Raw genomic sequence first — 22,654 nt, forward strand, 5'->3', positions numbered from 1 at the left:
TAACCGCCGGGTACAGTCACGCCACTGCTCTCCCCAGGGAACCTCGAGTTCCCTGGCCACCCAGGCCCCCACTGCCGAGGCGAAAGAGAAGTTGGTGAACGACCGCCCCTCGTCGGGCCTGTACCCCGATTCCGGGTACGACGGCCTTTCCGACACCACTTTCGCTGGTGACTCGGCCTATGTTTCCTACGAAACGCAGGGCCAGGGGTACGACTACGCCTCTTACGCCTCGTACGAGACCGGCGCGTACGACTCCACCGCCTGGTCCGCCCAGGGCAGTTACCCGCAGGACGGCGGCTATCTGTCGACCATCCCCGCCCAGGCCGGCGTCACCGGTGACGCCGGCACCGGACAGTGGGATGCGAGCGCCTGGAACCAGCCGGGCAGCACGGACTACCAGGCCACCGCCTTCGGCTACGAACAGACCGGGCAGGCCGCGCAGACCGGGCAGTGGGCGATGCCGGGTTACGGCACCACGGGCACCGAGACCGGCGCGTACGACGCCACCGCCTGGAACACCGTCCCGCAGCACGAGCAGCAGACCCAGACCTTCTCGTACGACTACCAGTACGAGTACCAGCAGCAGCACGAGGCACAGCCGCAGCAGCAGGACACGGCCTACGCCTACGAGGCGCCGGCCACACCCGCCGCCGACGGCTACAGCGAGACCGCCGTCTTCGAGGTCCTCGGCGGCGAAGCCCCCGAGCCGGACCACGACCTCGGCCTCGAGCACGGACCCGACCTCGGCCTCGACCACGACTTCGGGCTCGATCTCGATGCCGACCTCGCGGCCGCCCCGGTGCACGACCTGCCCACCCAGGCCATGCCGGTCACCCCGGCCGCCGCGCCCGTGCCGCGCGGCTCGCGTCGCGCCGGCGCCAAGACCAAGTCGGCGTCCGCGGCCGCTTCCCCGTCCGGAAGCGGCGGCAGCAGCCGGCGCCGTACCCCGGCGAAGCGTTCCGCCCTGCTGACCGTGGCCGTGCCCTCCGCCTGCGTGATGGGCGTCGCCGGTGTCGCGGCAGCCTCCGTCGGCGGACTCACCGCCGCGGACAAGCCCGCCGAGGAAACCACCACGATGGCCGCGCCCGACCCGGCCTCGGTGAAGCCCGTCGCGGCGAACAGCAAGCTCGACACCCAGCTGACGGCGCTCAGCGCCGACGCGGGCGACTTCGCGGACCGCGCGAGCCGCACGCAGGAGCGCATCGACCTGCGCCAGCGCCAGGAAGAGGAAAAGAAGAAGAAGGCGGAGGAGGAGGCGGCCAAGGAGGCGGCCCGCCCCAAGTTCGCGATCCCGGTCGAGCAGCACGGCCTCAGCGCCAGCTTCGGCCAGGCCGGCGGCATGTGGATGTCCGTGCACACCGGCATCGACTTCCCGGTCTCCTACGGCACCCCGGTCATGGCCGCCACCGACGGCACCGTGCGCACCCAGTGGAACAGCGCCTACGGCAACATGGCCATAGTGACCTCGCCCGACGGCACCGAGACCTGGTACTGCCACCTCAGCAGCACCAAGATCCGGTCCGGCAAGGTCAAGGCGGGCGACGTCATCGCCTACTCGGGCAACTCCGGCAACTCCACTGGCCCGCACCTCCACTTCGAGGTACGGCCCGGCGGCGGCTCGGCGATCGACCCCCTGCCCTGGCTCCGCAGCCACGGCCTGGACCCGACCTAAGCCCGGCCGGCCGGGGAACCGATCCCCCGGCCCCCCGCCCCCCGTTACAGCTTCTGCACCGGCGCGTAGCGCAGCAGCAGGCGCTTCGGCTTGTCGTCCCCGAAGTCGACGGTGGCCTGCGCGTCCGCGCCGGCGCCCCTGACCTCCATGACCGTGCCCAGCCCGAACTGGTCGTGCGTGACCCGGTCCCCGACCGCCAGCGCGATGACCGGCTTGTCGGCGGCCCGGCGCGTCGCGAACCCGGACGGCCCCGACTTCGTACGCGACGAGGACAGGAACGCCTCCGGGGAGGTCCCGAACGTGGCCTTGCCGCCGCCCGAGCCCGACGACCCGTACCCGGAGCCCGAACTCCGCATCGGGCCCGCCGGCTTCTGCGCCGCGCCCGTGCGCTTCCACTGCAGGTACTCGGCAGGGATCTCCTCGAGGAACCGCGACGGCGGGTTGTACGAGGGGGTGCCCCATGCGCTGCGCATGCTGGAGCGGGTCAGGTACAGCCGCTCGCGCGCCCGGGTGATGCCCACGTACGCGAGGCGGCGCTCCTCCTCCAGCTCCTTGGTCTGGCCCAGCGCCCGCATGTGCGGGAAGACCCCGTCCTCCATGCCGGTCAGGAAGACCACCGGGAACTCGAGTCCCTTGGCGGTGTGCAGGGTCATCAGCGTGATGACGCCCGAGCCGTCCTCGTCCTCGTCCGGGATCTGGTCGGAGTCGGCGACGAGGGCGACCTGCTCCAGGAACTCCGCGAGCGTGCCAGGGTTGTCTTCCCCGCGGGCCTGCTCGAACTCCAGGGCTACGGCCGCGAGTTCCTGGAGGTTCTCGATGCGCGTCTCGTCCTGCGGGTCGGTCGAGGCCTGGAGCTCGGCGAGGTAGCCCGTACGCTCCAGCACCGCCTCCAGGACCACCGCCGGGCCCGCGCCCGAGTCGACGATCGTGCGGAGCTCCTCCATCAGCACGTTGAACCGCTTCACCGCGTTGGTCGAACGCGCGGCCATGCCGAACGCCTCGTCCACGCGCCGCAGCGCCTGCGGGAAGGTGATCTTCTCGCGCATCGCGAGGGCGTCGATCATCGCTTCGGCGCGCTCGCCGATACCGCGCTTGGGCACGTTCAGGATCCGGCGCAGCGGGACGTTGTCCTCCGGGTTCGCGAGGACGCGCAGGTACGCCAGGACGTCGCGGACCTCCTTGCGCTCGTAGAAGCGGACGCCGCCGACGACCTTGTACGGGAGTCCGACCCGGATGAAGATCTCCTCGAACACACGGGACTGCGCGTTGGTCCGGTAGAAGATCGCCACGTCGCCCGCCTTGGCGTCGCCCGCGTCCGTCAGCCGGTCGATCTCGTCGGCGACGAACTGCGCCTCGTCGTGCTCGGTGTCCGCGACGTAGCCGGTGATGACGGCGCCGGTGCCGGCCTGGGTCCACAGGTTCTTGGCGCGGCGGTTCTCGTTGCGCTCGATGACCGCGTTGGCGGCGGAGAGGATCGTCTGCGTCGAGCGGTAGTTCTGCTCCAGCAGGATCGTCGTGGCGTCCTTGTAGTCCTCCTCGAACTGGAGGATGTTGCGGATGGTCGCGCCGCGGAAGGCGTAGATCGACTGGTCGGCGTCGCCCACGACGCACAGTTCGGCCGGCGGCAGGTCCGGGTAGCCGGTGCCGACGAGCTCGCGCACCAGCGTGTACTGGGCGTGGTTGGTGTCCTGGTACTCGTCCACCAGTACGTGGCGGAAGCGGCGCCGGTAGTGCTCGGCGACGTCCGGGAACGCCTGGAGCAGGTGCACCGTGGTCATGATGATGTCGTCGAAGTCGAGCGCGTTGGCCTCGCGCAGCCGCCCCTGGTACATCGCGTACGCCTGGGCGAGCGTCTTCTCGAAGCCGTCGGCGGCCTGGCCGGCGAAGGCGTCCTCGTCGATGAGCTCGTTCTTGAGGTTCGAGATCTTGGCGTTGAAGGCCTTGGGCGGGAACTTCTTCGGGTCCAGGTCCAGGTCGCGGCAGACGAGCGCCATCAGGCGCTTCGAGTCGGCGGCGTCGTAGATCGAGAAGGACGAGGTGAAGCCGAGCCGCTTCGACTCGCGGCGCAGTATGCGCACGCACGCGCTGTGGAAGGTGGACACCCACATGGCGTTGGCGCGCGGGCCGACCAGGCCCTCGACGCGCTCCTTCATCTCGCCGGCGGCCTTGTTGGTGAAGGTGATCGCCAGGATCTGGCCGGGGTGGACGCCCCGCGCGGCCAGCAGGTGGCCGATGCGGTGGGTCAGCACCCGGGTCTTGCCGGAGCCGGCGCCGGCCACGATGAGCAGCGGGGATCCCGCGTGCACCACGGCCGCGGCCTGCTGCTCGTTCAGCCCGTCCAGGAGGGTCGCGGGGTCGATGACGGGCTTCGGGGAGCCGTCCCGGTAGTACGCGTCACCACTCATGGGCGCGTCGAAGCGGCCCCCGAAGAGATCGTCCGCATCCGGCTCCGGGGCGGCGTGCTCCTCGGGCGGCGGAGGGACCTCGTCGGAGGGGGTGAGGTCCGCCAGGAAACTGTCGTCAAAGAGGCTGCTCATCGCTTTCCGAGTCTAGGGGTCGGGACGGACACCCGGCCCCGGCCGCGGAAAATCGACCGCACCCGCCCCTGTGGTCCCCCTCACGTCACCTGAGTACGAGCTCCAGCAGGCCCGGGAAGCGCAGCTCCAGGTCGTCCCGGCGCAGCGTGAGGCAGAGCCTGCGCCCCTGCGGGCGCTGGCAGATCACCCCGCCCTCGCGGAGCGTCTTGAGGTGGTGCGTGACGCTGGACCTGGGCAGGTCGGGCACGACCTCGCCGCAGAACGTCTCCTCGCCGGAGGCGAGCTTGCGGACGATCTCGAGGCGGGCGGGGTGCCCGAGGGCCGCGAGCACCTCGGCCAGGTCGAGATCCTCGGCGCAGGGGTGGGTCGGCTCGGCGGCGGCAGGCATGCCGCCACTGTACGCAGATCTCGTACGGACACCCCCCGGAACGGACCCTCCCGGAGGAGCTCCCGGAGGTTGGCCGTCGCGAGCCGACCCGCTTCCCGGGCCGGTCGGGAGCCCCCGTACGCTCGGCGCCATGGACGTACTCATCAATGTCTTCGTGGGCCTGCACATCATCGGTATCGCCGCCCTCCTGGGCGGCTTCCTGACCCAGATGAAGGCGATGAGCGCCGGCACCGCCCGCTTCGTGCCCGCGATGCTGCACGGCGCGCTGACGATGCTCGTCACCGGCGTCCTGCTGGTCGGCTTCCGCGAGATGGACGGCGGCCATGTCAACAACATCAAGATCGGCGTGAAGCTCGCCGTCCTCTTCGTGATCCTCGCCCTCGTCTACGTGAAGCGCGACGAGGAGCGGGTGGAGAAGGCGCTGTTCGGCGCGGTCGGCGGACTGACCGTGGTCAATATCTTCATCGCGGTCCTCTGGCGCTGATCCGCAAGCGCCACATCCGGTCACATCGGGTCACGTCGGGGCACTTACGATCATCTCGTCATCCGACCGTTACCTTCAGGTCTAGCGTCCTCCTCCAAGCACCGAGCTCCCGAGCGAGGAAGGACGTGAGGCCCTCGTGGCCAGTCACCGAAAGCCCAGGCAGCGCCCGCTCCACCCGCTCTCCCGCGGCACCGTGCGGACCGCCGCCACGCTCGCCCTCGCGGGCGCTGCCACCGCCACCGCCTTCGAAGGCACCTCGCAGGCCGACCCCCAGCAGACGCCCTCCCAGGTGAAGGCCGAGGTGGACCGGCTCTACGAGGAGGCCGAGGCTGCGACCGAGCGGTACAACGGGGCGAAGGTGAAGGCCGACGAGGCCCAGCGCGCGCTCGACGGGCTGCGCGACGAGACCGCCCGCAAGACCGACCGCCTCAACACCGCCCGCAGGGCGCTCGGCTCCCTGGCCGCCGGCCAGTACCGCAGCGGCGGCCTGGGACCCGCCATGCAGCTGGCACTGGCCGCGGACCCGCAGGAGTACCTGGACCGGGCCGCGTTCCTCACCCGGACCGGCGACCGCAGCGCCGCCGAGATCTCCTCGGTACGGCGCCGGCTCGACGAGGTCGGACAGCTCAGGGACCAGGCCGCCGGGCGGCTCGCCGACCTGCGGGCCCGCGAGGGCGAACTCGCCGAGTACAAGGCGACCATCGAGGGCAAGCTCGGCACCGCCAAGCGGCTGCTGGCCAAGCTCACCGCCGAGGAGCGGGCCGCGTACGAGGCCCGATCGGCCGGCGCGGCCCCGGCCGGTCCGCGCGCCACGACCCCGCCGGCGCCCGTCGCGGACGGTACGCGCGCCGCCCGCGCAGTGGCCTTCGCGTACGGGGCGATCGGCAAGCCGTACGTGTGGGGTGCGACGGGACCGGGCTCGTTCGACTGCTCCGGGCTGACCCAGGCGGCCTGGCGCTCGGCCGGGGTCTCCCTCCCGCGCACCACCTACACGCAGATCAACGCCGGACAGCGCGTCTCGCACGATCAGCTGGCCCCCGGCGACCTGGTGTTCTTCTACTCCGGGGTCACCCACGTCGGCATGTACATCGGCAACGGCCAGATGGTCCACGCCCCCCGCCCCGGCTCGACGGTCCGCGTGGCCCCGATCGACTCGATGCCCTGGGCCGGCGCCTCCCGCCCGGCATAGCCCTCCCCGGGCCGCCGCCGGCGTGCTACCGCGGGGCTTCTATGAAGGGTCGACACGTGGGCTCGACGACGCTGACCGACGTACAGTCCGGATCGGCATCCTCATCCTCTCGAAACGGGCCGCAACCGCACCCTTTCGCCAGCACGAGGATCAGAATCCCGACGATCACCAGGATCGCAGCGCGGATCGGCCAGGTCGTGCGACTCGGCAAGGGGCGTGGGGCTGAGGTCGGCCCGTCGTCGGGCGGTCGCGGATACGGCTGGCGGGTGCCGGCCGAGCGCAGTGGGAACGCCCGCCCAGGCTCGACCGTGAAGCCCTCCTCGTCAGCGAGGAACCGTCGGTAGACACGGAGCGCGGTCTCACGGCTTCCGTTCACATCGTCCGCGTGCGGTTCGCCGCCACCGCCGTCTACGCGGACGAATCCGTACATCAACTGGAGGGGGCGGCCGTACTCGTCCCGCGGCGGCTGGTCCGGGGGGGCCGCTCCCGGCTCCGCGATGTCGGCCGCGGTGACCCGGTGCGTCGCGTGCACGACCGTCAGAGGACGTCCGGCCTTGGTGACCACGGGCATGACCTGTGCCTGATCGTCCACCGCGCTCGGCATCACGGAGTCGTCGAGCACTCCGTAGTCGCGCTCGGCGAGGAGGAAGTCGGGGGCGAGGAGTGTCCGGTAGCCGTGGTGGCGTCCGCGCGCGACGAGGAACGGCCACGCCTGATGCGGGGACCAGGGGCCGGTCATGTCAGGACAGCCTGGAGTGCGGCAACTGGTCTTCCAGGACTCCCACTTTGCGGCGCATGTCCTCGATGACCCGCCGCCGCGCTTCCCGAACGTCTTCGAGGCGCTTCTCGGCCTGGCTCAGGTCCTGGTCCAGACGCGTCTGCGACTGCTCGCGCGCATTGACGTTGGAGTCGAAGAAGAGATCGAGCAGGGCAGTCCATGCCAGCGTTGCCGCCGAGGCACCGAACGCCGCGAGCAGTGCCTGGCCTGCCACCTTGCCGGCGAAAGCGGACACGAAGGCAAGCGCCTCCCTAGGGCCCAGTTGGTTGCGTCGACGCGCCCCGGCGTAGAGAGCCGAGCGGACGTCCCTGTCGAGCCGGCCCTCGACCTGGTCGAAGAGGTCGGGAACCACGGCCGACAGCGGAACGTCCACGCGCGTGGGATGTACTTTGCCTTCGGGCACCTTGACGATCCTCCCTGTGGAGTCGACCGTCGCGAACCCGGGACCCACCGCGCTGACGGGGATGAGCCGGACCACCCGGGCGGCTCCGTGGATTTTCACCAGCGACTGGAACTGGTCGTTGGACGTCAGCAGGTCCTGGACGAGTTCCAGCCGGGTGCTCTCATCAGGGTGCAGATCCCTGAGAAGGTCCCACTTGGTGATGACGAAGCTGACGGGACACGTCGCCTCAATCATGATCGGCACCAAGGCGTCGAGGGTCTTCTCCAGACGCATCAGCCCCCCGGCGACACCATCCAGATGCTGCCGGATGTGGTTGCCGTCAATGATCCCGATCAGTGCGTCGGCTTCCTCGATGTGGGCGAGCAGCTCTTCCTGCACTCTCGATCCGGGCGCCTGAGGCTCGGTCAGGAGTTCTCCCGCGTATTCCAGGTAATTCAGCCGGAGAACGGGGAGAGCTCCGTCTGCGGTGCGCGTTTTCACCGTGAACGAAAAATGCCGCGATTCGCCTTTTGCCGTTCCGGGTGGCCAGCCGTCCGCACAGGCGGTGTCTGCCATCTGACTGAACCAATGATTGAGCTGCAACGCATCTGCGTGCGATGTGGTGAGGAAATAGCTCTGGCCTGTCGGCGTCCGGAGCCGGTGATACATGCTGGCCAGCAGCAGCGTCTTCCCCGAACCCTGAACGCCCAGGGCCACGATCTGGAACGGTGGAATGCTCTGCTCGTGGACCGGCGGGCTGCTGCTCTGCTCGTTGGCTGGCGGGCTGCTGCTCCCCTTGGCGTGTCCGCGCAGCTGCCATACGAGATAGACGAAGAGGACCACGAGGATGGCAAGTACTACGACGATACCCATCATGTCCCTCCATGCTGGCGGCCAGTGAAGCGGCACGGCACCAACGGCATGCGTTCCGGGACCATTCCATCGTCGCCGATTCCCCTCGCCCCGGCCAGTCGGGACCCGGTCACTCCCGCCTACGGCGCCTTGACCTGCGTGCTCAGCCAGCCGAAGGTCTGCGGGATCTGCTTCGACCACGAGTCGAGGTTGTGGCCGCCGACCACCTTCTCCGCGTGCACCGTGGTCGGGTTCTGCGCGATGGCCTTGAGGTCCGTGCCGGACAGGTAGCCGTCCTGCTCGGCTCCCGACATCCACAGCGCGACCGCCGGCGGCGTGGGCGCGGCCTTGAGCAGGGCCTTCAGGTTGTGGGTGCGCCGCATCTCCGGGTCCTGGGCGACCAGCGAGGTGGGCTCCTGGCCCGGGTCGTTGTAGCCGGACAGGGAGACGGCCGCGCTGTAGCGGTCGGGGTGGAGGATGCCCAGCTTGGCGGCGCAGTACGCGCCCGCCGAGTACCCGGCGACACCCCAGGTGCGGGCCTCGTCCGACGCCCGGAAGTTGTCGGTGACCATCTTGCGGACGTCGACGCTGAACCAGCTGTCCGCGTTGACCTTGCCGGCGATGTTCGCGCAGCCGGTGTCGCCGTTGCCCAGCAGCATGGCGCGCGGCGAGACCAGGATGAACGGCTGTACCTTGCCGCTCTTCATGAGCGGCTCCAGCACTTCGTGCGCCTTGAGCCCCTGGAACCAGGACTTGCCCGTCCCCGGTATGCCCGGGATCAGCTCGACCACGGGGAACTTCTTGTTCTTGAACGCCGGGTCGTCGTACTGCGGCGGGAGCCACACCATGACCTCGCCCTTGACACCGGAGATCTTGCCGTTGAGCTCGGTCTTCTTGACCCGGCCGCCGAGGCCGTCGACCGGCTGGAACTCCTGGAGCACCTTCGGCTCCGCCTTGACCTCCGTGGCCTTCTTCCCGCCGAGCCCGTCAGGGCCCAGGTCGGGGGCGGCGGTGACGTACTTGCCGGTGCCGAGCAGATCGCCCCAGGAGTTGTAGAAGGTCTCCTGCCGGTTCACCGCGATGAACACCAGCGCAACGGCGGTGACCTGGGCGAACAGCACCATCAGGGCACGGGTCGACACGCGTACGACGGCGGGGCCGCGCACCTTGCTCCACACGGCCAGCGGCAGGACGACGGCGATCGCCGTGAGGGCGATCACCGTCGCGAAGAGGGGGATCCCCGTCAAGCTCATCACGCCACCCAAGAGTGCCGCGCCGTACGCGCGGGTTCCCGCAGGTGGCTGCGGCGTAAATCACAGGCCAAGGGTTCCCGCCCGGCGTGCCCAGCCCGCCCGGCCTGCCCAGCCCGCCCGGCGCGTGCGCCGTGCCCGGATCCCCGGACCCCGGATCAGACCAGGCGGCGCGCCGTCGCCCAGCGGGTCAGCTCGTGCCGGTTGGAGAGCTGGAGCTTCCTGAGCACCGCCGAGACGTGCGATTCGACGGTCTTCACCGAGATGAAGAGCTGCTTGGCGATCTCCTTGTACGCGTACCCGCGCGCGATCAGCCGCAGCACCTCGCGCTCGCGCTGCGTGAGGCGGTCCAGGTCCTCGTCGACCGGCGGCGCGTCCGTCGAGGCGAAGGCGTCGAGCACGAAGCCCGCGAGCCGCGGCGAGAACACCGCGTCGCCCTCCTGCACCCGGAAGATCGAGTCCACCAGGTCGGTCCCGGTGATGGTCTTGGTGACGTACCCGCGGGCGCCGCCCCGGATGACCCCGATGACGTCCTCGGCCGCGTCCGACACCGACAGGGCCAGGAACCGAACCGGGTCCTCGGCCGCCGACATCAGCGGGGCGCAGCGCCGCAGCACCTCGACGCCGCCGCCGCCGGGCAGGTGCACGTCGAGCAGGACCACCTCGGGCCGGGTGGCGGTGATGACGGTGACGGCCTGGTCGACGTCGGCCGCCTCGCCGACGACCTCGACGCCGGTCCGGGCGGTCTCGCCGATCTCGGCCTGCACGCCCGTACGGAACATCCGGTGGTCGTCGACGAGCACCACCCGGACGTTCCTGGCCACTCCCCCGCTGCCGGTCTCTTCGGTCATGCTGCGTTCGCCGCCCTCTCCATCTCCAGCTCGACTTCCGTGCCGCCGTCGGGCGCGGACCGCAGCCGTGCGGTCCCGCCGTTGCGCTGCATCCGGCCGATGATCGATTCTCGTACGCCCATGCGGTCGTCCGGTACCGCGTCGATGTCGAAGCCCGGTCCCCGGTCCCGTACGGACACGAACACCGTCTGCCCCTCCACCTCGGCGTACACCTGCACCGGCCCTCCCTCGCCACCGTACTTGGCGGCGTTGACCATCGCCTCGCGCGCGGCCTGGATCTGTGCGGAGAGCTTCTCGTCCAGCGGGCAGTCGCCGACCACGACCACCTCGATCGGGACCCCGTGGTGGTCCTCCACCTCGGCGGCCGTCTTCTTGACGGCCTCCGCGAGGGTGGCCGGCTCCTCGGCCTCGTCCTTGCCGGTGCCCTCCGGCTTGTACAGCCAGTTCCGCAGCTCCCGCTCCTGGGCGCGGGCGAGGCGGCGCACCTCGCCCACGTCCTCCGCGTTGCGCTGGATCAGGGTGAGCGTGTGCAGCACCGAGTCGTGCACGTGGGCGGCGACCTCGGCGCGCTCCTGGGCCCGGATGCGCATCAGGCGCTCCTCGGAGAGGTCCTGCGTCATCCGGATCAGCCAGGGCCCGGCCAGCAGGGCGATGCCGACGAGGACGGCGAGGGCCGCGGTGAGCACGTTGCCGAGCTGCGCCGCGGAGCCGCGTACGACGATGAACACGGTCAGGCCCACGCCGACCAGCGCGACCCCGGCGAACCCCCGGGCCATCTGCAGGAGTCGGGCGTTGCGTCCGGCGGCGGCGCCCCAGTGGGCGCGGCGGGCGTTGTCGGCCTGCCGCCATACGAGGACCACGCCGGCGCCGACCAGCAGCGTCGGCCACACGTAGCGCCCGGACGCGCCCCCGCCCTGGACCTTGGCGATGAAGATCCCGGCGCCGATGCACAGCGCGATGAGCGCGGTGATCTGCCCCTTGTCGGGCTTGCGCAGGCGCCGGCTGCCGTCGGGGAGGGTCTCGAAGAAGGAGCGGTGGCCGGTGCGCCCGCCGACGCCCAGCGGTACGAAGACCCAGAAGGCGGCGTACAGCAGCACGCCCAGCCCGTCGCCCCACATGAACAGGCCGAGGAAGGCGAGCCGGACCCAGATGACGGGCAGCCCGAGGTGCCCGGCGAGACCGCGCGCGACACCGCCGAGCATCCGGCCGTCGGCACTGCGGTAGAGCTTGCGCTGCGGCGGTTCGTCGGCTTCTGCTGCGTGCGGGGGACGGGGGGCGGCGGAAACGGGCATGTTCCTGATGGTCACACGCGCGCGGCACGCGGGGCATCAGGGCATCCCCCCAGTTCTGTAGGGGGGATATCAGGGTTGTGCCAGGGTCGGGCCCGGTGCCGCGGGGCGCGGCGGCCCGTCACCATGGATCCATGACCAAGCACGACTCCCCGCCGTCGCCGGCCGGTGCCGGCGCGGCACCGCCGCCGGGCGACCGGTCCGCAGACCGGCCCGCCGACCGGCCCGCCGATCGCGCCGCCGACCGTCCGCCCCTGCGCCGCAGCAAGCGCGACAAGGTTCTCGCGGGCGTGTGCGGCGGCCTCGGCCGGTATTTCGACCTGGACCCGGCGATCTTCCGGATCGTGCTCGGCGTCCTCGCGGTCACCGGCGGCGTCGGCCTGATCTTCTACGGCTTCGCCTGGCTGCTGCTGCCGGTGGAGGGCGAGGACGACAGCGAGGCGAAGAAGCTGCTGACGGGCCGGGTCGAAGGCGCCACCCTGGCCGCGGTGTTCGCGGCCCTGGTCGGCTGCGCGCTGTTCCTGTCGATGCTGGACAACGGCGGACTGGCCGTGTTCTCCGTGCTGGTCATCCTGGCCCTCGGCGGGGCCTCGTACTGGTCGCAGCGCCGCCGCGCCGCCGCCGCCCCCGAGGCGGAGCCCCAGGCGGCCCACCGCCCGGGCCCGCCGGAGACCCAGGCTCCGCCCGTGCCCGGCACCCCCTCCTGGTGGCGGGACCCGCTGGTCAAGGACGGCACCACCGGCCCCGTCGGTTCCACCGGATACCTGTGGGGCCCGGACGACTCCGCCGAGGCCGCGGCGGACACCGCGGGCGGCAGGGCCGCGGCGGTGCCCGAGCGGGCCGCCGCCCCGAGGGTCCCGCGCGGCGGCATCGGCGGCCGGGTGTTCGTGCTGGCCCTGCTGGCCGGGGGCGCCGCCACCGCTTCGGTCTGGCAGGGCAGCACCCTCTCGCACGCCCTCCAGATCGGGCTCGCCTCGGCCCTGGCGGTCTTCGGTCTCGGCCTCGCGGTCAGCTCGGTCAAGGGCCGCACCGGCTTCGGCACCGTCCTGCTCGCGATGATCACCGCCGGGCTGCTCGCCGGGGCCTCTGCGCTGCCCCGCGAGATCGGCACCGACTGGAAGGCCGTGGAATGGCGGCCGGCCGCGGTGGCCGACGTCAAGCCCGTCTACACGGCGGGCACCGGGCTGGCCACGCTGGACCTGAGCCGGCTGGACGTGCCGAAGGGCACCACCCTGTCCGTCCGCGCCACCGCGGAGGCGGGCCGGCTCAAGGTGATCGTGCCCCGCGAGGTCACCGCGCAGGCCGACGTCTCGGTGAAGCTGGGCGACATCCACATGCCCGGGGAGACCGGTCAGGACGTACGCATCAAGAGCGGCGGCGAAACCCAGCAGGCGACCCTGAAGCCGCCCGCCGGCACCGAGGCCGGGGGAACGATCGAGCTGCACCTGAACGCAGGTGTCGGACAGGTGGAGGTGGCCCGTGCCGCGTCATGAGTTCCAGCCCGGACGGCTGCTGGCCGGCCTGGTCCTGGTGGCCGCGGGCGTGCTGTACCTGCTCGACGCGACCGGCGAGGCCGACCTGCCCTGGTTCCTGGTCATCCCGATGACCATGGGCGGGCTCTGCCTGGCCGCACTGGTCGGGGTGGTGACCTACGCCGTACGCCGGGACCGGCGCGACCGGATCACCGAGTCCAGCGACAGGTAGGGCGCACCGGCCAGGATCATCGGGATCCAGGCCATGAGGTAGATCAGGTCGTTGCCGTAGTAGTACGGGGACACCTGCCAGGACACCGTGAGCCACAGGCTGAGCGAGATCAGCGCTCCGCCGGTGGCGGCGATCCGGGTCAGCAGGCCGGCCAGGACGCCGAGGCCCACGAGGAGCTCCCCGATGGCGAGCACCACGGCGAAGCCGACGGGCGAGAGCAGGGCCCAGTCCACCAGGGCGGGGATCGCGGAGGTGTCGCGCACGCCGTGCATCAGCTCGCCGATGGAGCCGGGGCCGGAGGCGGACAGGAAAGCGGAGTCGGTCAGCTTGTCCAGGCCCGCGTAGACGAAGGTCACGCCGAGGAAGATCCGCAGCGGCAGCAGGGCGTACCGGGCGGCCTGTTCCCGCAGTCCGGCCGGGGCGGCGGAAGGGACATCAGTTCGGGTCACGCCCCATGTGTACCCCGTTCACTCGGCCACGTCGATGGTGCAACGGTTGGATTCCACTCCGGCGGCCGTGACCACCTGGACCTCGATGCGCCCGGGTTCCACTTCCGCCGGGACCGGCACCGTCAGGACCGAGTCCGAGGGGTTGGTGAACCCGCCCGCGACCGGCACCAGCGGCACGTGCACGTGCACCGCGCCGACCCGTACGACCAGCCGGGCCAGCATCTCCGGAGTCTGCGCCCCCGGCGGTACGAAGCCCACGCCGCGGATCTCGATGTCGTCGCCCGGCCGGATGGCCGCGTCGAGGTCGCCGGGCTCCCGTCTGCGGACCACCGACAGCACGAGCGGACGGGTCACCTCCGCGTACTTCGCCGCCAGGTACACCGCCGCCGACAGGGCCACCAGCATGGCCAGCGCCCACGGCAGCCGCGGCAGCCGGTCCGGGAACCGGGCCATCGACACCGCCGCGAAGGCCAGCACCACGGTGGAGACCAGCACGTACTGCGCGTCCGGGAAGCTCCCGCGGCCCGCGTCGTCCGTCAGCAGGTCGACCCCGCGCGGCCGGTCCGCCGGCAGCTTCTGCATCCGCTGGCCCATGATCCGTACGGTGACCACCCGGCGCACCAGCACCGCCACGGCCGAGGTCAGCGCGACCACCGCCAGCAGCGGCAGCGCCCGCCCCAGCGCGAGCCCCGCGTACAGTGCCTGCCGCTCCGGCCCGGGCGAGGAGGCCGCCAGCCGCAGCGCGGGCAGCAGCGCGGCGAACGCCGTCAGCACCACCCACGCGCTCGGCACCGCCTTCGAGGTGGACAGCCGGTTGTCCTCGCCGACCAGCGGGGCGAGCAGCCCGCCCCGCAGCGACTGTGCCCGGGCGGCGACCGTGAGCAGCCCGGCCAGGACCACCGCCGCGAGCAGCCCGGCGGTGCGCGCCGTGGACCAGCCGGTGCCGAGCGCGGTGCCGACCTGCACCAGCAGCAGCACCCCGGCGGCGATCCACACGGCGAGCACGGCCCGCCGCGAGAACAGGTACAGCCAGGAGTTGCCGGCCTCCCGGCCCCGGTCGGCGACCGTACGGGCCGACAGGGTCAGCTCGTCGGAGACCCACTGCCGGGACGCCCCGGCGGAGCGGGCCACCGCCGCGGGCAGGCCCTGGCCGGCGGCGAACTCGTCCCTCTTCTCCGTGAACGCGACGACCGCGCGCCGGTGCCCCTCCTGCGCGCCGTGCGGGCAGTCGTCGCAGGTGCAGGTGCCGCCGTGGGTGCTTCGGGACATCTCTTGGACAGCCACGTGCGTGCCGCCTCTCTGAACTACGGTGCAATGCCAGCGAATTGTGCACCACTGCGGCAGTGCTCCGGATTGCGCACGATGTCAGAGCAGGTGATTAACCGTTCATGATGTTGACGTCACCCGCCCGGCCCAGTCCCGGCGTCACGGGGCGACGGTCTGCCAGAGGGGCTGGTAGCTGACCCAGGCGGCGAGATCCGTGCCGAACCGCTCCCGCGCCGCGAGCGCGCTGCGGTGGTCGATCGGCACCGGCTTCCCGGCGGCCCGCGCGATCAGCTGCACCTGCGCCGCGCGCTCCGCCGCGACGAACCACCAGGCCGCCGCGTCCACCGAGTCCCCGACCGTCAGCAGCCCGCGGTTGCGCAGGACCAGCGCCTTGTACGGGCCCAGGGCGCGGGCGATCCTCCCCGAGTCCTGCGGACCCGCGAACCCGTCCAGGAGTGCGTGGTCCTCGTAGAAGGCGCAGGCCTCCTCGCTGATCGGGGCGAGCAGCTCCCCGAGCGCGGCCAGCGCCCTGCCGTACGGGGCGTGCGTGTGCACCACGGCGACCGCCTCGGGGCGGGCCCGGTGCACGGCCGCGTGCACCGCGAAGGCCAGCTCGTTGACCCGCCGGTCCCCCCGGCGCACGCGCCCGTCCCCGTCGACGAGGAGCAGGTCGTCGGCGGTGAGTGCGGCCAGGGCCCGCCCGAACGGGTTCACCCAGTAGCAGTCCTCGAACTCCGGGTCCCGCGCGCTGGCATGGCCGGCGACCCCGTCCTCGTACCCGAGCCGCCCGAACAGCCGCAGCGCCCCGGCCAGCCGCTCCTTGCGGTACGCGCGCTCCTCGGCCGCCCCGGTGTGCACGGGCGGCATCGAGAACCGCAGCCGGTCCACGGGCACGGGCACGGGTGCGGGTGCGGGTGGGGGTGCGGGTGGGGGCTGCTGGGCCATGGGCGCTCCTTCGACGGCTCGGCTCGCGGCGCAAGGTACCGGCGGCTCCCGCAACAGGCCATACCAACGGCGAAGCCGCCGCTCCCCGGGGGGAACGGCGGCTTCGTCACGGGCGTCGAGCGGGGACTACTCCCACTCGATGGTGCCCGGGGGCTTGCTCGTGCAGTCGAGGACCACGCGGTTCACGTCCGGCACCTCGTTGGTGATGCGGGTGGAGATCCGCGCGAGCACCTCGTACGGCATGCGCGTCCAGTCCGCGGTCATGGCGTCCTCGGACGAGACGGGGCGCAGCACGATCGGGTGGCCGTAGGTACGGCCGTCGCCCTGGACGCCGACGCTGCGGACGTCCGCGAGCAGGACGACCGGGCACTGCCAGATCTCGCGGTCCAGGCCGGCCGCGGTCAGCTCGTGGCGGGCGATGGCGTCGGCCTCGCGGAGCAGGTCCAGGCGGTCCTTGGTGACCTCGCCGACGATGCGGATGCCGAGGCCGGGGCCCGGGAAGGGCTGGCGCTGGACGATCTCGTCGGGCAGGCCGAGCTCCTGGCCGACCATCCGGACCTCGTCCTTGAACAGCTGGCGCAGCGGCTCGACGAGCTCGAACTCGATGTCGTCGGGCAGGCCGCCCACGTTGTGGTGCGACTTGATGTTCGCGGTGCCGGTGCCGCCGCCGGACTCGACGACGTCCGGGTACAGGGTGCCCTGGACCAGGAAGGCCACCGCCGGGCCGTCCTCCTGGAGGATCTCCAGCTGGGCCTGCTCGAAGACGCGGATGAACTCGCGGCCGATGATCTTGCGCTTGGTCTCCGGGTCGGAGACTCCGGCGAGCGCGGTCAGGAAGCGCTCCTGCGCGTCGACGACCTTCAGCTGCACGCCGGTCGCGGCGACGAAGTCCTTCTCGACCTGCTCGGTCTCGCCCTTGCGCATCAGACCGTGGTCGACGTACACGCAGGTCAGCTGGGAGCCGATGGCCTTCTGGACGAGGGCCGCGGCGACCGCGGAGTCCACGCCGCCGGAGAGGCCGCAGATGGCGCGCTTGTCGCCGACCTGCTCGCGGATGGCCGCGATCTGCTCCTCGACGATGTTGCCGGTGGTCCAGGTGGGCTCGAGGCCGGCGCCGCGGTAGAGGAAGTGCTCCAGCACCAGCTGGCCGTGCGTGGAGTGCATCACCTCGGGGTGGTACTGCACGCCGTACAGCTTCTTCTCGTCGTTCTCGAAGGCCGCGACCGGGACGACGTTCGTCGACGCGGTGACGGTGAAGCCCTCGGGGGCGGCGGAGCAGGCGTCGCCGTGCGACATCCACACCGACTGGTTCACGGGGGTGCCCTCGAAGAGGGTCGAGCCGGCCTTGGAGACCGCGAGCGGCGTACGGCCGTACTCGCGGGCGCCGGTGTTGTCGACGGTGCCGCCGAGGGTGGTCGCCATCAGCTGGAAGCCGTAGCACATGCCGAAGACCGGGACCCCGGACTCGAAGAGGGCGCGGGCCTCGTCCAGACGCGGGGCGCCCTCCTCGTACACGGAGGACGGGCCGCCGGAGAGGATGATCGCCTTGGGGTTCTTGGCCAGCATCTCGGCCACGGGCATCGTGCTGGGCACGATCTCGCTGTAGACCCGAGCCTCGCGGACGCGGCGGGCGATGAGCTGGGCGTACTGGGCGCCGAAGTCGACGACGAGAACCGTGTCCGGGGCGCTGTCGTGGGCGGCGGAGGGTGCTTCTGGCACGGGGCGGCCTTCCGGCGGAAGAGGTGGCTGTTTTGTCGATTCTACCGGTGGCGCCGGCCGCCACTTTGTCGCACCATCCGAGGCGCACGTCACCGTGACACCCCGCGACACCCCGATCACAGCGCCCGCCGCGCCTCGCTGATCACGCGCTGAGCCTCGGCGCCGTACACGGCGGACTCGCGCAGGGTGTTCCAGACCCGGAGGTACGTCGCGACGCCGCCCGCGTCGTCGATCCAGAGCTCGGCATGCCAGTCCTCAACGATCACCAGCCGCTCGTCGTAAATCCAGAACCCGTTCCCGGCGTGGATCTTCAACGGCGCGGTGAAGGGGATGACACCCAGCTCGACCGTGTCAAGGCCGATGATGCTCAGCAGCCGGTCGAGCTGCGCCGCCAGGACCGACGGCGGGCAGACCCGGGCGTGCAGCGCCCCTTCCCACATCATGATCTGGTGCCGCTTGTCGGAGTCGTACAGCGCTTCCTGACGGCGGACCCGTGCACGCACGGCGTCCTCGGTGTCCCGAGGCGACTGCATGAGTTCGGCGTGCCGGGTGAAGACCGCGCGGGCATAGTCGGCTGTCTGGAGCATGCCTGCGACGACGCAGTTCTCCCAGATCCGCAAGATGCTGGTTCGGGCATGTTCGGCGGTGATCGCGTCCTGCACCGCGCGGTGGCCCGAAGCAAGTTGTCGGCGCCAGGAGCGGATGTGGGATTCGAGCCCGCCGAGACGTGCGTGCAGTTCGTCGGCGGCACCGGGTTGACCGGTCGCCTCGGCCCACGCCCGCAGGTCTTCCGCGCTCGCGGTCTGGCGGCCGTTCTCCAGCTTGTAGACCTTGGAGTGCGCCCAGCCGAGCCGGTCCGCGAGCTGTGTCCCGGTGAGCTTGCCGCCAGGCGCCGAGACCCGCAGGTCCCGGAGCCTGGCACCGAGGGCGGCTCGCGCCGCCTGGAAGTCTGTGCTCACCGGCACACGCTACTTCGCGGTCTGCTCATTCGGTCAGGCCCGCGGCGAACTCCTCGTACCGCACCGCGTAGTGCCAGGCAACGTCCCGGATCTGGGCGTAGCGGTTGACCTCCGCCGGCTCGGTGATCAGCTCGACGTCGAGCAGGTTGTCGTCATCGTCGAAGTTGAGCAGAACGGCGAATCGGGAGTCGAAGATCCAGAAGTCCTCAGCCGGCAGGCGCAGGCGGTTCGCCTCCGCACGCGAGAGGTTGCGGATGTCCTCCCCCACCGCGCAGTTGCGCTTGGCGTTGTCGAGCAGGTACAGCTGCCCGGGCGTCGGCGGGTCGTCGACGAGCCGCACGCGCTCGACCCGCTTCCCCTGGGAACTCTGCGACCGGATGGTGCGGGACCACTCGTCGTCGTAGTCCCACTCGACGGGCAGGCCCGCTACGAACTGGGCGTAGGTCTCGGCAGCTTCGTCGGAGGCGAAACGGCGCCGCGTCTCCAGCCGCCAGGCGGTGTGCTCGAAGGTTTCGAAGAGCCGCCCGAACTCGTCCAGATCGAGGATGCGCGGCACGCGCGTGACTTCCTTGGGGCCGAAGTCGACCAGCAGCTCTCGTGGGACCACGATCGGGATTTCCCCCTCGCCCAGGTGCTGGAGCTGCGCGATGTCCTCCGGGTCGCTGAGCGGGGTTCCGTGAACGATGACCTCTCCGCTGTCCAGGTCTTCGTGCACGGCCGGGCAACCGCCACCAACCGATCCCGTGCCGTTGAAGCGCAGTCGACGCGCCATGGTCACACCCTTTCCGCCGGAAACTGGTCGCCCCAGCATTCAGGGGACTGCGATCGCCGCGATAGCCCCTACCCGAGACCATCCGAGAACATGCGAGAACACCTGACCGGTGTGCGAGAACAGTCGAGAACATCGGATGGCACCACCCAACAAGCCAGCCCTAGCGTCCAGTTCATGGCATCGCAGACCACCATGAGCCCGCCCGTCCACCTCTCCCTGCCCGCCGAGGCCCCGAGACCGGCCCCCGGCTGCGATGTGTGCGCGGCGCTGGCCGGGCAGCGGTCGGATGCGTACCGGCGGGGGGACCGCTCGGCGGTGTCGGACTGCAACGTCGAGATCGTCGCGCACCGCGGGCGCAGCCGGTGCTGAGCCGGCGGGCCGTGTTCCGGTACGCGGCGCACACCATCCGGCACGCGCCCGAGGGCGGGGTCACCTACGAGGTGTTCTGCTCGGCGTACCGCTGCGGGGCCGAGTCCGGGCCGCAGGACGCGCAGGAGGCCGCCCAGGACTGGGCCCTGCGGCACACGGGGCGGACCGGGCACGAGCTGTTCCGCCGGGTGTTCACCGACCATGCGCGCGTCACGCGCGCGGACGGGCCGTCTCACGATCCGGGCCGGGTTGGCCCGGGAGGGGGTGGGCGGCCATAATCCACTCCATGCGCAAGCAGCTGAGCTTCCTCTTTACCTATGGCACCGGCCGGTCCGGTCGCCATGGGTCCTCGTGATGCTCGCTTGAGCCGCTGACTTCCCAGAGCGCCCCGGTCCGACAGGACCGGGGCGCTCTGGCGTTTCCGCTCCTGCCGGAACTACCCACAGGAGTAAGAACATGACCGTGACCACCACCCACGCGCAGCTGATCGCCGAGTCCCGCCAGCGCATCGACGCCATCGACGACCGGATCATCGGCCTGATCCAGGAGCGGATGGCCGTCTCGACCGTCATCCAGGAGGCCCGGATCTCCTCGGGCGGCCGCCGGGTGAACCTCTCGCGCGAGATGGAGGTGCTCGAGCACTGGCGCGACGCCCTCGGCAAGCCCGGGACCGCGCTCGCCATGACCCTGCTGGAGCTGTGCCGCGGCCGCGTCTGACGCCGCCCCGCCCCGTGCGCCCGCGCCTCTTACGCCTGTTCGTCACTCGTCCGGACCGTGACCGGCCCCGACGGGCTTCGTTGGTGTGGATGGCCGCGTCAGCCAGGCGCGGGACCGAGCACCACGCGTGGCACCGCCGGAGCGATGAGACGTACGGCCCGTCGGGGACGTGCGCCGTGGGACCTCGCTCCTTCGCGTGACCGGACGGCAGGGGACAGCAGCCCGGTCACCCCGGAAAAGGACGGCCGGCCCAGGGGACGCCCCGGGCCGGCCGTTCTCCGTTCCTGCGCCTACGCGTGCCCGCCGGACCGGCGGCGCACCCCCACGTACAGCGCACCGCCGACGACCACGGCGGCCAGCGCGCCCAGCGCGACCGGGCCGACCGAGCTGCCGGTCGAGGCCAGGTTGCCGCCCGTGGCGCCGGCAGCGGTGGTGGAGGACGGCGTGGCCGACGCCGAGGCGGACGCGGACGGCGACGGCGAGGCGGAGGCCGAGGTGCTCGGGCTCGGGCTCGTACCGCCCTTGACCTCGACCACGAACGCGGCCTGGGCGTTGCCCGCGACCGGGTCGAAGGCGAGCGGCTTGGTGCCGCCCGCGACGGGCTCGCCGACGGTGACCGAGCCCTTGGCGTTCGCCACCGCCTTCTCGATCTTCATCGCGAACCGGCTGGCGTACGTACCGGGAACGTCCGCGAACTGCCCGCCGTCACAGAAGTAGCGCGGCGCGCCCAGCTGCTCCGCGCGGTCGCTGCCGTCGGCGTTGACCGCGCGGCAGTTCCGGGGCACGTCCGTGACCTGCACGCCGGCCGGCATCACGATGTCGGCACGGGCCACGCTCTGGCCCGAGCGCAGATGGCTGATCACGGCCGGGCCCTTGTTGCGGAAGCCGAGCTCGGCCACGACCGTGTCGCCCACCTTGCCGGAGGGCGAGGCGGTGACCGCCTCGAAGTCGGCCCGGGCGCCCTTGGCGGTGAACTCGAACGCGCGCTCGTTGTCGCGCGGGTTCAGGTCGGTGTCCCGGGCCCGCTGGGCGTCCCGCTCGGCCAGGTTGGACTCCGTGACCGGCACCGCGGCCGATGCCTTGACCAGCTTCAGCTTCTTGCCGGTGGGCGGCTTGCCCTCGGGCGCGTCCTTGCTCGGCGCCGGGTCGGGGACGACCCCGTACCTCAGCCGGTCCTGGTAGGCCCGCTCGGTCGTCTTGAGGTGCAGCGGGGAGTCGGGGGCGAGCTGGTAGGACTCGCCCGGCAGGAACTCGCCCTCGACGAGGCACACCGTGGTGGCGCCCATGCCGCCGTGGTCCTGCCGCCGGCAGTTGTCGTACGTCTCCGCCGGCTCCAGGCCGGCCGAGCCGTCCAGCTCCAGCGCCACCGACTTGGCGGGCAGCGTGCCCCGGTTCGCGAAGGCGAGCGGCAGGTCCTGCTGCTCGCCCGCCGTCACGTCGGCCTTGAGCTTCAGCTCCCCCAGGTGCAGGTCGGGGCCGCCGACGGTCAGCTTGGTGGTGACGGGCGTGACGCTCGCGCCCGCCACCTTGCCGGTGACGGCGATCTCACCGCTCACACCGTTCTTGCTGCCCTGCGCGGCCGAGACGAGCAGGTCGAACGTGTTGCCGCCCGGGTTCCCGACGGACAGGCCCTGCTGCTTGCAGACGATCGCGGTGGCGCTCACGGTGCAGTTCGGGTTGGGCTTGGCCGGGTCGAGCCGGACCGACGCCACCCCGGCGACCTTGCTCAGGTCGACGCTGATGGTGAACTCGCCCGGGAAGCTGTTCCCGGGGCCCACATAGCTCAGGTTGTAGCGAAGGCTCCGCTCCTTCGGGGCGCCCGAGTCCGGGTACGGCTGGAGCACCTGGGCGGAGGGGCCACCGAGCGGGAAGGCGGGTTCCGCGGCGAGCGCGGGGGCGGCCACGCCGAGGCTCAGCGTCGCCAACCCCGTAGCTGCCAAAAGGGAGATGCGCTTGTCCATGAAGACCGAGACCCCTGAGGGCGGGTCACAGTTGCACACTTCGCGGCGTGACGGGCATCACATGCAACCATCCGGACTGATCACCTGTCACTTATGTACGCGGCGGCGGGTTCTGCGCTCG

Annotated in this window: 21 protein-coding genes and 1 pseudogene; 8 read left to right on the forward strand and 14 right to left on the reverse strand. The window is 71.5% G+C overall.

Annotated elements, in window-relative coordinates; all coding sequences use genetic code 11:
* Positions 1–94: 94 nt before the first annotated feature.
* Positions 95–1,672 (forward strand): M23 family metallopeptidase, encoded by a 1,578-nt coding sequence (locus tag ACZ5WG_RS24840; RefSeq protein ID WP_468726018.1) that lies wholly within the window; start codon positions 95–97, stop codon positions 1,670–1,672.
* A gap of 44 nt (positions 1,673–1,716) precedes the next feature.
* Here the strand turns inward: ACZ5WG_RS24840 and pcrA are convergent, their stop codons facing one another.
* Positions 1,717–4,209 carry a DNA helicase PcrA gene (gene pcrA / locus ACZ5WG_RS24845; protein ID WP_468726019.1) on the reverse strand — a complete coding sequence of 831 codons (2,493 nt, stop codon included), beginning with the start codon at positions 4,207–4,209 and terminating at the stop codon, positions 1,717–1,719.
* A gap of 85 nt (positions 4,210–4,294) precedes the next feature.
* Entirely contained in the window at positions 4,295–4,597 is a 303-nt protein-coding gene (locus ACZ5WG_RS24850; protein WP_468726021.1) for an ArsR/SmtB family transcription factor, read from the reverse strand.
* Between the two features lie 130 nt (positions 4,598–4,727).
* Here ACZ5WG_RS24850 and ACZ5WG_RS24855 point away from each other — a divergent pair, with 130 nt between their 5' ends.
* On the forward strand, positions 4,728–5,081 hold the full coding sequence (locus ACZ5WG_RS24855) for a hypothetical protein (protein ID WP_468726023.1): 354 nt from the start codon (positions 4,728–4,730) through the stop codon (positions 5,079–5,081).
* A gap of 136 nt (positions 5,082–5,217) precedes the next feature.
* Positions 5,218–6,270 carry a C40 family peptidase gene (locus ACZ5WG_RS24860; RefSeq protein WP_468726024.1) on the forward strand — a complete coding sequence of 351 codons (1,053 nt, stop codon included), beginning with the start codon at positions 5,218–5,220 and terminating at the stop codon, positions 6,268–6,270.
* A 25-nt stretch (positions 6,271–6,295) separates the two neighbouring features.
* On the opposite strand, the gene ACZ5WG_RS24865 is transcribed toward ACZ5WG_RS24860, so the two are convergent.
* The 5 genes from ACZ5WG_RS24865 to ACZ5WG_RS24885 all read right to left on the reverse strand — a co-directional run bounded on the left by ACZ5WG_RS24865 (position 6,296) and on the right by ACZ5WG_RS24885 (position 11,675).
* Positions 6,296–7,009 carry a hypothetical protein gene (locus ACZ5WG_RS24865; RefSeq protein WP_468726026.1) on the reverse strand — a complete coding sequence of 238 codons (714 nt, stop codon included), beginning with the start codon at positions 7,007–7,009 and terminating at the stop codon, positions 6,296–6,298.
* Position 7,010: 1 nt separating this feature from the next.
* Positions 7,011–8,306 carry a hypothetical protein gene (locus ACZ5WG_RS24870; protein WP_468726028.1) on the reverse strand — a complete coding sequence of 432 codons (1,296 nt, stop codon included), beginning with the start codon at positions 8,304–8,306 and terminating at the stop codon, positions 7,011–7,013.
* A gap of 116 nt (positions 8,307–8,422) precedes the next feature.
* Positions 8,423–9,535: an alpha/beta hydrolase gene (locus ACZ5WG_RS24875; RefSeq protein WP_468726030.1), complete on the reverse strand. Its 1,113-nt coding sequence runs from the start codon at positions 9,533–9,535 to the stop codon at positions 8,423–8,425.
* 155 nt (positions 9,536–9,690) lie between these two features.
* On the reverse strand, positions 9,691–10,383 hold the full coding sequence (locus tag ACZ5WG_RS24880) for a LuxR C-terminal-related transcriptional regulator (protein WP_030290583.1): 693 nt from the start codon (positions 10,381–10,383) through the stop codon (positions 9,691–9,693).
* Positions 10,380–11,675: an ATP-binding protein gene (locus ACZ5WG_RS24885; RefSeq protein WP_468726031.1), complete on the reverse strand. Its 1,296-nt coding sequence runs from the start codon at positions 11,673–11,675 to the stop codon at positions 10,380–10,382. Before ACZ5WG_RS24885 ends, ACZ5WG_RS24880 begins: the two co-directional genes overlap by 4 nt.
* A 131-nt stretch (positions 11,676–11,806) precedes the next feature.
* Between ACZ5WG_RS24885 and ACZ5WG_RS24890 the strand changes: the two genes are divergently transcribed.
* Both ACZ5WG_RS24890 and ACZ5WG_RS24895 read left to right on the forward strand, forming a co-directional pair.
* Complete coding sequence (locus tag ACZ5WG_RS24890; RefSeq protein WP_468726032.1) at positions 11,807–13,165, forward strand: PspC domain-containing protein; 1,359 nt, start codon at positions 11,807–11,809, stop codon at positions 13,163–13,165.
* On the forward strand, positions 13,152–13,376 hold the full coding sequence (locus ACZ5WG_RS24895) for a hypothetical protein (protein ID WP_468726034.1): 225 nt from the start codon (positions 13,152–13,154) through the stop codon (positions 13,374–13,376). The genes ACZ5WG_RS24890 and ACZ5WG_RS24895 overlap by 14 nt, the downstream gene beginning before the upstream one ends.
* On the opposite strand, the gene ACZ5WG_RS24900 is transcribed toward ACZ5WG_RS24895, so the two are convergent.
* From ACZ5WG_RS24900 to ACZ5WG_RS24925, 6 genes are all read right to left on the reverse strand, one after another.
* Entirely contained in the window at positions 13,322–13,825 is a 504-nt protein-coding gene (locus tag ACZ5WG_RS24900; RefSeq protein WP_266996619.1) for a DoxX family membrane protein, read from the reverse strand. The genes ACZ5WG_RS24895 and ACZ5WG_RS24900 overlap by 55 nt on opposite strands.
* 18 nt (positions 13,826–13,843) lie before the next feature.
* Positions 13,844–15,094, reverse strand: coding sequence for a hypothetical protein (locus ACZ5WG_RS24905; RefSeq protein ID WP_468726035.1), 1,251 nt, complete (start codon positions 15,092–15,094; stop codon positions 13,844–13,846).
* Positions 15,095–15,250: 156 nt separating this feature from the next.
* On the reverse strand, positions 15,251–16,036 hold the full coding sequence (locus tag ACZ5WG_RS24910; RefSeq protein WP_468726036.1) for a class II aldolase/adducin family protein: 786 nt from the start codon (positions 16,034–16,036) through the stop codon (positions 15,251–15,253).
* A 126-nt stretch (positions 16,037–16,162) separates the two neighbouring features.
* Positions 16,163–17,755 carry a glutamine-hydrolyzing GMP synthase gene (guaA, locus tag ACZ5WG_RS24915; RefSeq protein ID WP_468726038.1) on the reverse strand — a complete coding sequence of 531 codons (1,593 nt, stop codon included), beginning with the start codon at positions 17,753–17,755 and terminating at the stop codon, positions 16,163–16,165.
* 116 nt (positions 17,756–17,871) lie between these two features.
* Positions 17,872–18,714 (reverse strand): helix-turn-helix domain-containing protein, encoded by an 843-nt coding sequence (locus ACZ5WG_RS24920; protein WP_468726039.1) that lies wholly within the window; start codon positions 18,712–18,714, stop codon positions 17,872–17,874.
* A gap of 25 nt (positions 18,715–18,739) precedes the next feature.
* The gene (locus ACZ5WG_RS24925) at positions 18,740–19,486 is read right to left on the reverse strand and encodes a DUF6879 family protein (protein ID WP_468726040.1); all 747 of its coding nucleotides are present in this window, start codon (positions 19,484–19,486) and stop codon (positions 18,740–18,742) included.
* Between the two features lie 174 nt (positions 19,487–19,660).
* Here ACZ5WG_RS24925 and ACZ5WG_RS24930 point away from each other — a divergent pair, with 174 nt between their 5' ends.
* From ACZ5WG_RS24930 to ACZ5WG_RS24940, 3 genes and pseudogenes are all read left to right on the forward strand, one after another.
* Complete coding sequence (locus tag ACZ5WG_RS24930) at positions 19,661–19,855, forward strand: hypothetical protein (protein WP_468726042.1); 195 nt, start codon at positions 19,661–19,663, stop codon at positions 19,853–19,855.
* On the forward strand, positions 19,849–20,133 hold the full coding sequence (locus tag ACZ5WG_RS24935; RefSeq protein ID WP_468726043.1) for a DUF7848 domain-containing protein: 285 nt from the start codon (positions 19,849–19,851) through the stop codon (positions 20,131–20,133). The genes ACZ5WG_RS24930 and ACZ5WG_RS24935 overlap by 7 nt, the downstream gene beginning before the upstream one ends.
* Positions 20,134–20,275: 142 nt before the next feature.
* Positions 20,276–20,572, forward strand: a pseudogene (locus tag ACZ5WG_RS24940) (chorismate mutase); the annotation flags it as partial.
* A gap of 290 nt (positions 20,573–20,862) precedes the next feature.
* On the opposite strand, the gene ACZ5WG_RS24945 reads toward ACZ5WG_RS24940, so the two are convergent.
* Positions 20,863–22,533 carry a peptidase gene (locus ACZ5WG_RS24945; RefSeq protein ID WP_468726044.1) on the reverse strand — a complete coding sequence of 557 codons (1,671 nt, stop codon included), beginning with the start codon at positions 22,531–22,533 and terminating at the stop codon, positions 20,863–20,865.
* Positions 22,534–22,654 lie beyond the last annotated feature (121 nt).

This window comes from Streptomyces sp. NPDC032745, assembly GCF_055579465.1.

What these genes read in the sequence shown, in the direction of transcription:
- ACZ5WG_RS24865 (WP_468726026.1), bottom strand. Translation starts at nt 7,009, where the DNA reads ATGACCGGCCCCTGGTCCCCGCATCAGGCGTGGCCGTTCCTCGTCGCG.
- ACZ5WG_RS24885 (WP_468726031.1), bottom strand. Translation starts at nt 11,675, where the DNA reads ATGCCCGTTTCCGCCGCCCCCCGTCCCCCGCACGCAGCAGAAGCCGAC.
- ACZ5WG_RS24870 (WP_468726028.1), bottom strand. Translation starts at nt 8,306, where the DNA reads ATGATGGGTATCGTCGTAGTACTTGCCATCCTCGTGGTCCTCTTCGTC.
- ACZ5WG_RS24875 (WP_468726030.1), bottom strand. Translation starts at nt 9,535, where the DNA reads ATGAGCTTGACGGGGATCCCCCTCTTCGCGACGGTGATCGCCCTCACG.
- ACZ5WG_RS24925 (WP_468726040.1), bottom strand. Translation starts at nt 19,486, where the DNA reads ATGGCGCGTCGACTGCGCTTCAACGGCACGGGATCGGTTGGTGGCGGT.
- ACZ5WG_RS24910 (WP_468726036.1), bottom strand. Translation starts at nt 16,036, where the DNA reads ATGGCCCAGCAGCCCCCACCCGCACCCCCACCCGCACCCGCACCCGTG.
- ACZ5WG_RS24905 (WP_468726035.1), bottom strand. Translation starts at nt 15,094, where the DNA reads ATGTCCCGAAGCACCCACGGCGGCACCTGCACCTGCGACGACTGCCCG.
- ACZ5WG_RS24880 (WP_030290583.1), bottom strand. Translation starts at nt 10,383, where the DNA reads ATGACCGAAGAGACCGGCAGCGGGGGAGTGGCCAGGAACGTCCGGGTG.
- pcrA (WP_468726019.1), bottom strand. Translation starts at nt 4,209, where the DNA reads ATGAGCAGCCTCTTTGACGACAGTTTCCTGGCGGACCTCACCCCCTCC.
- ACZ5WG_RS24930 (WP_468726042.1), top strand. Translation starts at nt 19,661, where the DNA reads ATGGCATCGCAGACCACCATGAGCCCGCCCGTCCACCTCTCCCTGCCC.
- ACZ5WG_RS24850 (WP_468726021.1), bottom strand. Translation starts at nt 4,597, where the DNA reads ATGCCTGCCGCCGCCGAGCCGACCCACCCCTGCGCCGAGGATCTCGAC.
- ACZ5WG_RS24855 (WP_468726023.1), top strand. Translation starts at nt 4,728, where the DNA reads ATGGACGTACTCATCAATGTCTTCGTGGGCCTGCACATCATCGGTATC.
- ACZ5WG_RS24945 (WP_468726044.1), bottom strand. Translation starts at nt 22,533, where the DNA reads ATGGACAAGCGCATCTCCCTTTTGGCAGCTACGGGGTTGGCGACGCTG.
- ACZ5WG_RS24890 (WP_468726032.1), top strand. Translation starts at nt 11,807, where the DNA reads ATGACCAAGCACGACTCCCCGCCGTCGCCGGCCGGTGCCGGCGCGGCA.